The organism is Myceligenerans indicum (assembly GCF_016742955.1).
Classification (GTDB): Bacteria; Actinomycetota; Actinomycetes; order Actinomycetales; family Cellulomonadaceae; genus Myceligenerans; species Myceligenerans indicum.
In genome coordinates this window covers 106,776-119,399 of sequence record NZ_JABBYC010000001.1, presented here as the reverse complement: position 1 = coordinate 119,399, position 12,624 = coordinate 106,776, and the positions used below count along the sequence as shown (strand labels likewise).

The window sequence follows — 12,624 nt, the reverse complement described above, 5'->3', positions numbered from 1 at the left end:
TCAGCTTCGATCATTGATGATCGATGACGGACAGTAAAGCGCACGCCAGGCCGGATGTGCAAGTGCGCAACGACACAGTAGGATGACAGAAATGATCACTTCCGATCATCGCTCGGTCGCCGACGACCTGCCGCCCGGGCGACCCGACCACAACGAAGGAGGTCAGGCGATGACCACCGAGCCCGCAGCGCTCCTGCCGGCCGAACGGCGCGCTCGCCTCGTGCAACGGCTGCACGACGACGGATGGGCGCGCGTCGCCGATCTGGCCGCTGCTCTCGGCGTCACGCCGGTGACCGTGCGGCGCGACATCGCCCAGCTCGCCGACGAGGGCGTGCTGGAGCGCGTGCACGGCGGGGCGCGGCTCGTGCCCGGGACCGAGCGTCGCGACGCCCCGGACACCGGCGGCACCGCCGCGCACGCGGTCGCACCGGACCGCTCGCTCGCCCGCCGGCCGTCGCGCCCGGCCTCTTCAGGGACTGTGCCGGACCCGGCCGACACGGCCGGGACCAGGACGCTGACCGTCGGCATGGTCGTTCCAAGCCTCGACTACTACTACCCCGAGGTAATCCGCGGAGCCCGGGTCGCGGCGGCGGGCGCGGACATCCGGATCATCCTCCGCAACGGCTCGTACGACGCCGCCGAGATCCGCCGCCAGGTCACCGCACTGGCAGCGTCCACGGACGGGCTGCTGGTGAGCCCGCCCGTGGACGCCCCGGAGGTGACCGAATGGCTCACCACGCTCGGTGTCCCGGTGGTGCTCGTGGAACGCCGCGGCCAGGCGGGACCGTTTCGCGAGCCCCTCGAGTCGGCGGTGACCGACCACGCCCTGGGTGCGGCCATGGGCGTACGGCATCTCGCGGCCGAGGGACACACCCGCATCGGGCTCGTGACCTCCCGGACCAGCCCCACCAGCCGCGGTGTGCGCACCGGCTGGCGCGAGGCGATCACCGAACTCGGGTTCGGCGACGGCTGCCTCGATCTGGACACCGTGGCGCACCAGGACGCAGGCTGGCACGACGACGCCGAGCGGGTCCTGGACGCCTGCGCCGGCTCGGGGACCACGGCACTGCTGGTCCATGCCGACCGGGAAGCGATCAGCCTCGTGGAACGCGCCCGCGACCGCTCCCTGCGCGTCCCGCAGGATCTTGCCGTCATCGCGTACGACGACGAGGTGGCGGGGCTGGCCGATCCGCCCATCACCGGTATCCGCCCGCCCAAGGCCGCCCTCGGCGCCGCGGCACTCGACCTCCTTGCCCGCCGCATCGCCGATCCAGGGCGCCCCGTGCACCGGATACAACTCGGCCCTCAGCTCATCGTGCGGGCGTCCAGTGCCATGGGCGGGCACGGGGGTTGAGACGGCATCGTTCCGCGCAGCTCGGGCGGGGTCACCTATGACCAGCAACGATGCGAGAAGTCTCGGCACTTCATCACATCGCGCCCATCCCAGCTACAACTCCGACGCCAGGCCTCGCCTGTTGGGGTGCCGACGTCACGTGGTCACCTTGAGCAGGATCGTCGCGGCCCGGTCCGCAATCCGCGATTGCAGTTTTTCCCCGGACCTGCCCGACGCATGACCGTGGTCCGGCATGGTGCCCGTGAGGGATTCGCCGATGGTCTCGGCCTCGTCGCCGAACTCGTCTATGTGCACGTCGTTGGCTCCTCGGGTGCGGCGAACAGGACGGCACGCTCACGCTCGCCCTCGGACCTGACCGGGCCCATCGTCCGGTACAACTGTCCAGCTTCCGGAGCCTGGTAGTGCGCCCCTGTGCCGACCCAGGCGTGATGGGCATCATCCGCCGCCCGGACCACGACCACCGCCGTCTGGCGGCAGAACACCACCTGATCCTCAAGCCGCTCGACGTCCAGGTCCTGCGACCGACAAGGGAACACCGACGCGTCGATCAGGCCGTCGGCGTCGGCGAACTCGCTCCTGCCGCTCACCGACGCAGCACCTGTACCTCACCGATCCGTACCTCAGCGGGTGCTGTGGCTGCGACCTCGTGCTCGAACTCGCCGAAGGTGGCGTCCGCGGCAGTCCACTCGATCCGCCACACCGCGGTCAGCGAGACCTGCTTGTCCCCCTGGCTGGTGTAACCGTCGTGCCCGCAGTCCGGGGACGCACGGAACCCGAACCCCTCCTGGAACGGCGTGCCCGGCGGGGCGCACTCAGTGCCGATCCCGTCCCCCCAGTCCCAGACGAGCCTGTCCACCTCGGCCACGACAGAAACAGTGAACGGACCCTCGCCCGCCTCGGCCGTCAGCGGACCGAGCGTGGACGGCCCCGGATTCGCGGTCCACCCCCACACGAACACCCCGACCGTCCCGACCGCACCCGTGGTCTTCTCATGGGGAACGATCCCGATCTGCGGCGGCTCGATACCAAGTTGCCCGACCGCCTGACGGGCCAGCTCCACCGGATCCGGCGCATTGGCACCACCCGGGGGCTCCGCCGCCCAGTACCGCCACCGCAAACCACGGTTCTCCGGGTCATAGGTGCAGTTCAGCGCGATGCCGATCGGATTCCGATCCGCGTCACGGTGACCATCCCAGAAAGACTCGTAGGGCGGCGGCTGCGGGTTCGTGATCTCCGCGAAGAAGCACGCGACACCCCCATTGACCTCCGTATCCGGCGTCACGGTCTCGCCGTCCTCGTCCGCCTCCTCACCGATCTCGTCCTCCTCCGACCACTCGTTGCAGTCGCCGGTCCTCGGGTCCAGGTCGAGACAGACAGGGTCAGCGGACGCCGGAGACGCCGCGACGAGAAACGAGACCACCAGGAAAGGGGCCATCAGCAGCGAAAGTCGTGCTGCCCGTCTCATCAGCAGGTCTCCTCCGTGAGGTACTCGACGGTACCGACGTGCCACTCCCCGTCGGAGTCGGCCACGGTGCCGACGGTGACTCGAGACACACCACGTTCGTTGCGATCCTGCGTCACTGTCGACTCACCGTTCTCGTCCACGATGTCCAGGCCACTCACGTCGTAGCAGACACGGAACACCACGCGATCCCATGCTTCGTAAGAAATCTCCACCTCGTCAACGTCTACCGAGATCAACTCGGTACTACCCACCTGATGCACGCCCCGCTCCTTCTTGGCCTCGAACAACCTGACCGTGTCCGCGAGCGCTGTGCCCTCTGCCACCTTCCTGAACTCCTCCCGACGGAACGTGTCAGGATTCTGAGAAGCAGCATCTTCGATCTGGTAGAACTCGTAAACCATCGGCTCGGCGGCCTCCACGGCCAAGTCTTCCGGCGATTTCGACTCCGGCGACGGCGACGGCGATGGCTCAGGGGCCGCAGCGGACGTGGACACGTCGGTGGCCATCGACGCAGCATCCGCCGGCTCATCACCCACGGTGCACCCGGCCAGTGCGAGGACGAGCACGGCCGAAGCTCCCACTGAAGCAGCAGCGAGCATCGCGCGGTTCTTGCGGACCATCTGTCTGGAGTCCCTCTCGGAGCAGGTGTGCGTTCTACGATCGGCCCGCATCTCTATCCCGCGAAGCCAGGTAGATGGTATTCAGCCACACATTACGGATGCAACGGTCACGTTTTGGGCATGTCGCCGGGCAGCCTGTGGTAGCGGGATGGATTCGGCCGGACCAGTTCCCACCGCTCCCGCACCGCTGCCGTGAGCCCGCTGCTCGAACCGACGGGAAGCGGGCCGGGATCCACCTGCTGGATCCCGGCCCGCAACGTTCCTACGAGTGACCGCCCAGGCGCCGCCGCGGCCTCTGAGCTTTCCCTAGTTGCGCACCCACTGCTGGTTGTGCTGACCGTTGCAGCTGTAGGTGATGATCTGCGCGCCCGAGCCCGTGGAGCCCCCGCTGACGTCGAGGCACTCGCCGGTGTTCCGGGCGCGGATCGTCAGGTAGCCGCCCGACGACTGGCTCGACCACTCCTGGTCGGTCCCGCCGTCGCAGACCTCCTGGGTGATGGTCGAGGCGTTCTCCTGCAGGCACATGCTCGAGTGCTGCGTCACCATCGTGACGTAGCCGCCGCCGGCGTCGCGGAACCAGAACTTCTGGTTGCCCTGGCCGTTGCAGGTGTAGGTCTTCAGCTGCTCACCGGCCGTGAGATTGTTGTTCGTCACGTCGGCGCAGGTGCTCGCGTGCCGGGGCTCCAGGGTGAGGAACGGCCCTCCCTGTCCGGTGACGGTCCCGGCCGCGGTGTCGATGGCCAGCTCGGCGAAGTAGTCCACCTGCATGGTGGTGCTGTTCGGGAACTCGATCGGCGCCCACACGTAGCGGGAGTCGTTGACGATGCCGCCGAACGAGTTGCCCCACCGGTCGCCCATGTAGAGGTAGTCGGTGCCCTGGCTGCCCTGGACCGGCAGCACGAACGCCGTCTGCGAGCCGTACATCGTCGAGTCGCCGACGTTCTGCATCGCCGTCCAGGGGCCGGCGATGCTCGACGCCGTCGCGTACTGCTGCTGGTTCGGCGACCAGCCGGTCGCGCCGGAGGTCAGCATGAAGTAGGTGTTGCCCCGCTTGAACAGGGCGGGCGCCTCGCGGTGACCGCCGTGCCACGGGTCGGCGACCTGTGCGTCGATCCCCGTGAAGTCGGCGGTGAGCCGGTAGATGAGCAGGTCGTAGTTGTTCCGGGCCGCGGAGTACATGTACCCGGTGCCGTCGTCGTCCACGAAGACGCCGATGTCGCGGGACATGTTGCCGAGCGGCTGGAAGCTGCCCTGGTAGTCGTAGCTGCCGCACGGCTGGTTCGTCGTGGAGACGGCGACGGCGGCCCGCGCCTCGCTGTAGTCCGACCCGTTCTCCTTGTGGGCCCAGATCACGTACCGGTCCGTGGCCGCGTTGTACATGATCTTGGGCCGCTCGATGTTGGCGGACTGCAGTTCCGGGTCGCTGGACTGCGTGAGCACGTTGTTGACGAACTCCCAGTTCGCCAGGTCCGTGGACCGGTAGCAACTGACGTACCGGAATCCGTTGTCCGTGGGCTGGCGATTCTCGCCGATCCAGTAGTAGTAGCTGCCCGACTTCACGACACCGCCGCCGTGGGCGTGCACGGGGCTCCCGCCCGTGGTGGTGAACTGGGTCGCGTTCTGCACGGTGACCTGCTGGGCCCAGGCCGGCAGCCCGAACGTCAGCGCCGAGACGACCGCACAGCACAGGGCCGCGAGGGCCCCGTAGATGCGTCGCATGACGAACCACACTCCTTCTTCGCAGTGCACTTCTCGCCCCGCGGCCGCCGTCGGCCCGGGGCCCGGACCGGGACCTTCGCCCGGACCGCCCCCGAGAGTATGGCAACGTTAACATCGGGTCAATGGATCATTTCAACGGGCCTTCGCCGCCACCTGCTGCGTAGTGACCTAGATGCTTCAACGTCTGGTCGTGCAATCGGCATGGCTTCCCGCGGCCGACGTCGAACTGGTGGTCGAGGTCATCTCCCCGGAGTCCGAGCAGCGCGACAAGAAGATGAAGCCCGTCAAGTACGCGGGCGCAGGAATCCGGCACATGCGGCTCGTCGAGCAGGAGAACGACGGCGGCATCGCCGTCTCGGTCTACGAGCTCGACGACGTCGCCGCCGCCTACACCCGCACGCAGGTCGCCCGGCGCACGCTGACGACTCCCCTCCCGTTCCCGATCGAGCTCGACCTCACGACGCTCGCCCCCTGAACGCCCCCCGCCGGCGCCGGCCTCTAGGCTCGCCTCATGCCTCACCTGCGCTTCGAGACCCTCGTTCCGGCGACGACCGACGAGTGCTTCCGCGCCAGCCTGTCGGTGGACGCGCACACCGCGTCCATGGCCGCGTCCGGGGAGCGTGCGGTCGCGGGCGTGACCCGGGGCGTCATGGACCTCGGTGACACCGTGACCTGGCAGGCCCGCCACTTCGGGCTCCCGATCCGCATGACGTCGGCGATCACCGCCCTGGACCGGCCACACCGCTTCGTCGACGAGCAGGTGTCCGGCCCGTTCGCGCACTGGTACCACGAACACGTGTTCACGCCGGTGGACGCGGGGACCCGCATGGTGGACACGATCGACTTCCGGGCGCCGCTCGGACCCCTCGGCGCCGTCGTCGACCGCCTGGTGCTGACGCGGTACATGACCCGCCTGATCCGGGAACGGAACAGCTGGCTCGTCGCGGCGGCGGGCACGCCCTAGGACCCGCCGGGGAGGCGCCGCCCGGGCCCGGGCGGCGCCTCCCCGGGTCACTCCTCGTCGTGCCCCAGGTCCGGCGCCGCCACGAAGCGGGCTTCCGCCGAGGCCGCGCCGTGCAGCTCCAGCACCACGAGCTCGTTGTGCTCGCGCAGCACCGGTCCGGGGACGTACATCGTGCGCGTGGGGCCGTGACTCCAGTACCGGCCGAGCGGCCAGCCGTTCACCCAGGCCAGGCCCTTGGTCCAGCCGTCGAGCCGCAGGAAGTGGTCCGCCCCGGGTTCGCTCGTGAACTCGGCCCGGCACAGCACGGGCCCGGCGACCGGCCGGTCCGCACCCGGTGGGGTGCCGGCCGCCGCACCGGTATTCGTGCCCTCCCCCGCCACGGCGTCGCGGACGACGGGCGACAGCATGCCGTCCTCCCCGTCCAGCGCCAGCGGGGTCAGGCTCCAGTCGGTCACCTCACGGGTCGCCGTCCGGGCGGGCCCGATCAGCCCCTTCGCCTCGCCGATGCGGGCGCCGTAGCTGACGCGCCCCTGGTCCTCGACGAGCAGCGTCAGCTCGCCGTCCACCGCGGGCAGGGGCAGCGTTCGCTCCCCCAGCGTCCGGCTCAGCGTGCCCACGGGAGCGCCGTCCACGAACGCGATCGCCCGGTCACGGACCTCACCGAAGGTGATCGCTCCGTCGTCGGCCCGCACGCGGGTGGTGTAGACACTGAGACCGGACCAGTGTCCGACGTCGTCGTGGGTCAGCAGGCGGTCGCCGTGCACCACACGGCCCAGGTCCGGGGCTGCCGGCACGAGGGGCAGGCGCTCACGGAGCGTCACGGAGAACGCGGGCGCCGGCGCGACCGTCGCGGGCGTCTCCTCGGGCACGTCCCGGTACCGTCCGATCACCTCGCGCATCGCGTGGAACTTCGGGGTCACCGCACCGTGCTCGGCCAGCGGCGCGTCGTAGTCGTACGACGTGGCGATGGGCAGGTAGGTGCCCTTGTCGTTGGCGCCGTTCGTCAGCCCGAAGTTCGTCCCGCCGTGGAACATGTACAGGTTCACCGAGGCGCCCGCCGCGAGCAGGTCGTCGAGGTCACGGGCATTCGTGCCGGGGGCCGCGGTGTGGTGGTGCTGCCCCCACGAGTCGAACCACCCGTTCCAGAACTCCATGGACATCAGCGGCCCGGTGGGCTGATGGCGGCGCAGCACCTCCAGGCGCTCGGTGGACCGCGACCCGAACGACGCCATCCTGTGCAGCTCGGGCAGGCCGCCCCGGGACTGGTGGTGGTCGTTCGCCTGGTCCACGGTGAACAGTGGCACGTCCAGGTACTCCCGGAGCAGGTCGACGAGCGCCCGCAGGTACTCCTCGCGACGCTCGGGCGGGTCGTCGCCGTAGGCGCCGTACTCGTTCTCCACCTGCACGGCGAGCACCGGCCCGCCGGCCGTGACCTGGCGCTTGGCGACGATCGGCAGCAGCGCGCCGAAATACTCGCCGATCGCGGTGAGGAACGCCGGGTCCGCGCAGCGCACGGCGGCCGCGCCCCGGCCGTCGTCGGCGGCGAACAGCCAGGCGGGGAGGCCGCCACCGTCCCACTCGGCGCAGATGTACGGGCCCGGGCGGACGACGGCGTGCAGCCCCTCCGCGTCGACGAGGTCGAGGAACCGCCCCAGGTCGTAGCGACCGGTGGTGCGGAACTCGCCGCGCGACGGCGCGTGGAAGTTCCACGGCACGTACGTCTCGATCGCGTTCAGGCCCATGAGCCGGGCCTTGCGGATCCGGTCGGCCCACAGGTCGGGGTGCACCCGGAAGTAGTGCAGCGCGCCGCTGACGAGCTGCATCGGCTCCCCGTCGAGCAGGAAGTCCCGCTCACCGATCTCGAACCTGGTCATGGGGTCCTTCCCTCAAGCGATTCCGTCTCAGACCATCCCGCTCGGAACCCCGCCGGGGCCCGTTCAGACCTCGGTCCCCCTGGGGTGATCGGCAGGTCGCGATGCCGATCGCCCGCAGAGGGACCGATCGTGCGGCCGGCCGGTCACACGGTGACCGACCGGCCGATCAGCTCACTCGGTGACCGTGAAGCCCTGGTCGGTGCCGTACTTCACGTTCTCCGCCTGCCAGGCCGCCAGCCCGTCGGCCAGGGTCGTCTCACCGAGCCACGCCTGGCCCACCGTGTCCGCGAAGATGCCGTTCGCGTACGACTGCCACGGCAGATACTGCCACCCCTCGACGACGTCGTCCGCGCCGGCCACGAGCACCTCGTTGATCGCCTGGCCGCCGAAGTACTCGGACTCGTAGCCGAGGAACTCGTCGGACTCCAGCTGCTTCACGGTCGCGGGGAAGCCGCCGGTCGCCATGAACTCGTCGATCGACTCGTCGCTCGTGTTGAGCCACTTGAGGAAGCCGACGCCGAGCAGCTTGTTCGGCGCGTCGGCGGGCACGGCCTCCGAGGAGCCGCCGTTCTCGGCGTTGACCGGGGTGCCGTCGTAGCTCAGCATCGGGGCGATCCGCCAGTCACCGGCACCGTCGGGCACGCTGCCCTCGAGGATGCCCGGTCCCCACGCACCGAACGTGATCGATGCGATGGTGCCGTCGTTGAGCGCCGCGAACCACTCGTCGGTCCAGCCGGGGATGTCGCAGAGGATGCCGGCGTCGAGGACCCGCTGGTACATGTCCGCCCACCGGGTGGTGCCCTCGTCCGCGAGGTCGATCGTGACCTGCTCGCCCTCGGCGCGGAACGGCTGGCCACCGGCCTGCCAGATGAGGCTCGTGGCGAGGCCCGCGTCACCGGTGTCGTTGCCGATGCAGACGTCCGGGTCGGCCTTCTTGAGCGCCTTGCCGGCCTCGATGTACTCGTCCCAGGTGGTGGGGACGTCCACGCCGTGCTCGGCGAACAGCGCCTCGTTGTAGAAGAACGCCATGGGGCCGCTGTCCTGCGGCAGACCCCAGATCCCGTCGTTCTGTGACACCGCGCCCCAGGTGGACGGCGTGTACAGGTCCTCGAGGTCGCCGAAGCCGAACTCCGTCAGGTCCGTCAGCTGCCCGGGGAGCTGGAACTGCAGCAGGGACTGGTATTCGATCTGCACGACGTCCGGCACACCGTCACCGGCGGCGATCGCGTTCTGAAGGGCCTGGTTGTTGTCCGCCGCACCGGACGTGTCGACCAGGTTCACGTCCACGTTCGGGTAGGCCGCCTCGAACGCCGCGACCTGCTTCTCGGCCTGCGGCGTCCACGTCCAGTAGGTGAGCTCCCCGCCCTCCTGGAGCGCGGCCTCGATCTCGTCGGCGGAAGCGCCGTCGCCACCGCCGCCACCGGCCTCGGAGCCGCCGCCGCAGGCGGCCAGCGTTCCGGCCAGGGCCAATCCCGCGCCGGCGGCCAGCGCCCGGCGCATCGTGTGGTTCTTCATGTCGTTCTCCGGATCTCTCGTCAGTGAGGTTGTCGGTCGGGGAGGTGCTCGGGATGCCGAGCGGGACTCAGCGGGACGGATGCGGTGCGTGCCCGGCTGTGGCGGTCACTGCTTGACCGATCCCGCGCTCAGCCCGGACTGCCAGTAGCGCTGCAGGACGAGGAACGTGATGACGATCGGCACGATCGTCAGGAACGCTCCCGTGATGACCAGGTGGAACACGGGCTGAGCACCGACCCCGGACGCGTCGGCCAGCCACCGGTACAGGCCGAGGGTGAGGGGAAAGAGGTTGGGGTCGTTGAGCATGATGAGCGGCAGGAAGTAGTTGTTCCACGTCGCGACGATCGCGAACAGTGCCACCGTGACGATGCCCGGCACCAGCAGGCGCAGCGAGATCGTGAAGAAGGTGCGCAGCTCGCTCGCGCCGTCGACCCGGGCCGCCTCGAGCAGCTCGGTGGGGACGGCCTCGGCGGCGAACACCCACATGAGGTACAGGCCGAACGGCGAGACCAGGGAGGGCAGGATGATCGCCCACATCGTGTTGGTCAGACCGAGCTGGCTGAACAAGAGGAACGTCGGGACCGCCAAGGCCGTGCCAGGAACGGCGATCGCGCCGAGGACCACCGCGAACACCGCGTTGCGGCCACGGAACCGGAACTTCGCGAGGCCGTAGCCGCCAGCCGTGGCGAGCAGCGTGGCACCGCCGGCGCCCACGACGACGTAGACGATGGTGTTGAGGAACCAGCGGGTGAAGATCCCGCCGTCGTAGGTGAACACCTCGGCCAGGTTGTCGAACAGCGAGAAGTCCTCGCCGAACCACAGGCCGAACGAGCTGATCAGGTCCGGCTGGTCCTTGGTGATGCCGAACAGCAGCCAGGTCAGGGGCAGCACGGAGTAGATCAGCAGGAAGCCGAGCAGCACGGTGAGCGTGATCGACCTGCGCGGCCGGGAGTACGAGTACGCCGACGAACCGCGCAGGCGGGACGACGACCGGGTCAGGGTGAGAGCCATCAGCTGTCCCTCCGCATCCCGCGCAGCTGCACGAGGTAGGCGATGCCCGCCGTGATGACGCCCATGACGATCGCGACCGTGGCCGCGTAGCTCACCTGGTTGCCCTGGAAGCTGAGCGTGTAGGCGTAGATGTTGGGCGTGTACGACGTCGAGATCAGGTTCGGCACGAGGCCCTTGAGGATCTGCGGCTCGTTGAACAGCTGGAAGCTGCCGATGATCGAGAACACCGTCGCGATGACCAGCGCACCGCGCACGGCGGGCAGCTTGATGTGCCGCACGATCCGGAACTGGTCGGCGCCGTCGATCGCCGCGGCCTCGTACGTCTCCGTGGGCACGTTCTTGAGCGCGGAGTACAGGATCAGCATGTTGTAGCCGACGAACTCCCAAGTCACGATGTTGCCGATGGAGACCAGTAGCCAGTGCTTGGCGTACGGCGCGAGCAGGTCGAAGCCCGCCAGGTCGTTCAGGGAGCCCGTGAGCCCGATCCGGTCGGAGTACATGAAGCCCCACATCATCGCTGCCACCACGCCCGGCACGGCGTACGGCAGGAAGAGTCCGATGCGGAAGAGCCTGCGCCCGTGCAGCCGGCCCGAGTCGATGGCGAGCGCCGCCACGAGTGCGATGGCCAGCATGATCGGAACCTGCACGGCGAGGAACAGCATCACGCGCAGCGCGCCGTCCCAGAATTTGGGGTCGACGAACACGGCGGCGTAGTTGTCAAGCCCCACGAACTGCGTGCCGCCCACGAGTTGGTTGCGGAACAGGCTGAGGTACAGGGAGTAGGCCAGCGGCGCGATGAAGACCAGCGCGAACGCGATCAGGAACGGCGTCACGAAGCCGGCTCCGGCGCGGGACACGCGCGCCGTGAGCCGGCCGCCGGGTCGCGGCCGGGTGGCAGGTGGTAATGCGGACATCCTCGTCCTCTCGCCGTGGTCATCGAGCAGACGAGATTCTTGCCCACCGCCGACTGTTTACGCAAACATTTCTGGTGTCGATTCGGCCACGAGCGTGGCCCGGGCCCAGTATCGTCAAGGTATGACCGAGTCCCGTGGCAGTTCAGAGGCCCGTCGGCGGCGGCCGACCCCGCCCGGCCCGTCGATGACCGATGTCGCCGCGCTCGCCGGGGTGTCCGCCCAGACGGTGTCCCGGGTCGCCCGCGAGGAACCGACGGTGCGCGAGGCGACCGCCGTACGCGTGCGCGCCGCCATGGAGGAACTCGGATACACCCCCAACCGTGCCGCCCGGGCCCTGCGGTACGGGCACTACGGCACGGTGGGGATGATCGCGCACCGGCTGGCCCGCACGGGTGAGTCGCGCACGGTGGAGGCCGTGGTGGAGGCCGCCCAGGCCGAGGGATACACGGTGACCCTCGTCGACATCGCCTCCCCCGCACCCCATGACGTGTCCGCGGCCGTGGCACGGCTGTCGCACCAGGACATCGACGGCCTGATCATCATCCGGGCCGAGAGCGCGACCCCGGACACCCTGGCGCTGCCGTCGCACCTTCCGGTGGTCGTGTCCGACTCCCGGTTCGTGGGGCACCACCCCGCCGTCGGTGCCGATCAGGCCGGAGGCGCGCGGGCGGCCGTCGAACATCTGCTCGGGCTCGGGCACCGCACCGTGCACCACCTGGCCGGGCCCGCCGACTCGACCCCGGCCCGGCAGCGGGAGGAGTCATGGCGTTCGGCGCTCACGGCGGCCGGGGCGACCGTGCCGGCCGTCGTCCGGGGCGACTGGACCGCGGCCTCCGGACACGACGCCGGGGCCGCCCTGGCCGCGGACCCCGAGGCGACCGCCGTGTTCGCCGCCAACGACGAGATGGCGGCGGGGCTGGTGCGCGCTCTGCACGAGGCAGGGCGCTCCGTGCCCGCGGACGTGTCCGTGGTCGGGTTCGACGGGATCGAGCTGTCGGCCCAGCTCTGGCCCCCGCTGACCACGGTGGAGCAGGACTTCGGGGAGATCGGGCGGCAGCTGGTGGACCTGCTGCTGCGTCAGGTCCGCGACGACGAGGACCTGCAGGACACCCACACGGTCGTTCCGGTCCGGCTGGTCGAGCGTCAGTCCACGGCACCGCCCAGGCCCTGACGGCTCGGCGGGACGGG

General features: G+C 69.7%; 13 protein-coding genes. 4 read left to right on the top strand and 9 right to left on the bottom strand.

Annotated elements, in window-relative coordinates; translation table 11 throughout:
• Nucleotides 1-169: 169 nt before the first annotated feature.
• A complete protein-coding gene (locus HGK34_RS00475; protein WP_201844602.1) occupies nucleotides 170-1,354 on the top strand; it encodes a substrate-binding domain-containing protein in 1,185 nt (394 codons plus the stop codon).
• 135 nt (nucleotides 1,355-1,489) lie between these two features.
• Here the strand turns inward: HGK34_RS00475 and HGK34_RS00470 are convergent, their stop codons facing one another.
• From HGK34_RS00470 to HGK34_RS00450, 5 genes are all read right to left on the bottom strand, one after another.
• Complete coding sequence (locus HGK34_RS00470) at nucleotides 1,490-1,648, bottom strand: hypothetical protein (protein ID WP_201844601.1); 159 nt, start codon at nucleotides 1,646-1,648, stop codon at nucleotides 1,490-1,492.
• Nucleotides 1,639-1,941 (bottom strand): hypothetical protein, encoded by a 303-nt coding sequence (locus HGK34_RS00465; protein WP_201844600.1) that lies wholly within the window; start codon nucleotides 1,939-1,941, stop codon nucleotides 1,639-1,641. Before HGK34_RS00465 ends, HGK34_RS00470 begins: the two co-directional genes overlap by 10 nt.
• Complete coding sequence (locus HGK34_RS00460) at nucleotides 1,938-2,819, bottom strand: hypothetical protein (RefSeq protein WP_201844599.1); 882 nt, start codon at nucleotides 2,817-2,819, stop codon at nucleotides 1,938-1,940. Before HGK34_RS00460 ends, HGK34_RS00465 begins: the two co-directional genes overlap by 4 nt.
• Nucleotides 2,819-3,439 (bottom strand): hypothetical protein, encoded by a 621-nt coding sequence (locus HGK34_RS00455; RefSeq protein ID WP_201844598.1) that lies wholly within the window; start codon nucleotides 3,437-3,439, stop codon nucleotides 2,819-2,821. Before HGK34_RS00455 ends, HGK34_RS00460 begins: the two co-directional genes overlap by 1 nt.
• 306 nt (nucleotides 3,440-3,745) lie before the next feature.
• Entirely contained in the window at nucleotides 3,746-5,158 is a 1,413-nt protein-coding gene (locus tag HGK34_RS00450) for an RICIN domain-containing protein (RefSeq protein ID WP_201844597.1), read from the bottom strand.
• 190 nt (nucleotides 5,159-5,348) lie between these two features.
• Here HGK34_RS00450 and HGK34_RS00445 point away from each other — a divergent pair, with 190 nt between their 5' ends.
• Together HGK34_RS00445 and HGK34_RS00440 are read left to right on the top strand one after the other, a co-directional pair.
• Nucleotides 5,349-5,633: a Uma2 family endonuclease gene (locus HGK34_RS00445; RefSeq protein WP_201844596.1), complete on the top strand. Its 285-nt coding sequence runs from the start codon at nucleotides 5,349-5,351 to the stop codon at nucleotides 5,631-5,633.
• A gap of 36 nt (nucleotides 5,634-5,669) precedes the next feature.
• Nucleotides 5,670-6,122: an SRPBCC family protein gene (locus HGK34_RS00440; protein ID WP_201844595.1), complete on the top strand. Its 453-nt coding sequence runs from the start codon at nucleotides 5,670-5,672 to the stop codon at nucleotides 6,120-6,122.
• 47 nt (nucleotides 6,123-6,169) lie between these two features.
• Here the strand turns inward: HGK34_RS00440 and HGK34_RS00435 are convergent, their stop codons facing one another.
• The 4 genes from HGK34_RS00435 to HGK34_RS00420 all read right to left on the bottom strand — a co-directional run bounded on the left by HGK34_RS00435 (nucleotide 6,170) and on the right by HGK34_RS00420 (nucleotide 11,436).
• Nucleotides 6,170-7,996, bottom strand: coding sequence for a glycoside hydrolase family 35 protein (locus HGK34_RS00435; RefSeq protein WP_201844594.1), 1,827 nt, complete (start codon nucleotides 7,994-7,996; stop codon nucleotides 6,170-6,172).
• 171 nt (nucleotides 7,997-8,167) lie between these two features.
• Nucleotides 8,168-9,511: an extracellular solute-binding protein gene (locus HGK34_RS00430; RefSeq protein ID WP_201844593.1), complete on the bottom strand. Its 1,344-nt coding sequence runs from the start codon at nucleotides 9,509-9,511 to the stop codon at nucleotides 8,168-8,170.
• A 105-nt stretch (nucleotides 9,512-9,616) separates the two neighbouring features.
• Entirely contained in the window at nucleotides 9,617-10,522 is a 906-nt protein-coding gene (locus HGK34_RS00425) for a carbohydrate ABC transporter permease (RefSeq protein WP_201844592.1), read from the bottom strand.
• Nucleotides 10,522-11,436 (bottom strand): carbohydrate ABC transporter permease, encoded by a 915-nt coding sequence (locus HGK34_RS00420; protein ID WP_201844591.1) that lies wholly within the window; start codon nucleotides 11,434-11,436, stop codon nucleotides 10,522-10,524. The genes HGK34_RS00425 and HGK34_RS00420 overlap by 1 nt, the downstream gene beginning before the upstream one ends.
• A gap of 121 nt (nucleotides 11,437-11,557) precedes the next feature.
• Here HGK34_RS00420 and HGK34_RS00415 point away from each other — a divergent pair, with 121 nt between their 5' ends.
• Nucleotides 11,558-12,607 (top strand): LacI family DNA-binding transcriptional regulator, encoded by a 1,050-nt coding sequence (locus HGK34_RS00415; RefSeq protein ID WP_201844590.1) that lies wholly within the window; start codon nucleotides 11,558-11,560, stop codon nucleotides 12,605-12,607.
• Nucleotides 12,608-12,624 lie beyond the last annotated feature (17 nt).

Coding starts and splice junctions, on each gene's coding strand:
- HGK34_RS00475 (WP_201844602.1), top strand. CDS start 170: ATGACCACCGAGCCCGCAGCGCTCCTGCCGGCCGAACGGCGCGCTCGC.
- HGK34_RS00460 (WP_201844599.1), bottom strand. CDS start 2,819: ATGAGACGGGCAGCACGACTTTCGCTGCTGATGGCCCCTTTCCTGGTG.
- HGK34_RS00455 (WP_201844598.1), bottom strand. CDS start 3,439: ATGGTCCGCAAGAACCGCGCGATGCTCGCTGCTGCTTCAGTGGGAGCT.
- HGK34_RS00450 (WP_201844597.1), bottom strand. CDS start 5,158: ATGCGACGCATCTACGGGGCCCTCGCGGCCCTGTGCTGTGCGGTCGTC.
- HGK34_RS00440 (WP_201844595.1), top strand. CDS start 5,670: ATGCCTCACCTGCGCTTCGAGACCCTCGTTCCGGCGACGACCGACGAG.
- HGK34_RS00435 (WP_201844594.1), bottom strand. CDS start 7,996: ATGACCAGGTTCGAGATCGGTGAGCGGGACTTCCTGCTCGACGGGGAG.
- HGK34_RS00430 (WP_201844593.1), bottom strand. CDS start 9,511: ATGAAGAACCACACGATGCGCCGGGCGCTGGCCGCCGGCGCGGGATTG.
- HGK34_RS00425 (WP_201844592.1), bottom strand. CDS start 10,522: ATGGCTCTCACCCTGACCCGGTCGTCGTCCCGCCTGCGCGGTTCGTCG.
- HGK34_RS00420 (WP_201844591.1), bottom strand. CDS start 11,436: ATGTCCGCATTACCACCTGCCACCCGGCCGCGACCCGGCGGCCGGCTC.
- HGK34_RS00415 (WP_201844590.1), top strand. CDS start 11,558: ATGACCGAGTCCCGTGGCAGTTCAGAGGCCCGTCGGCGGCGGCCGACC.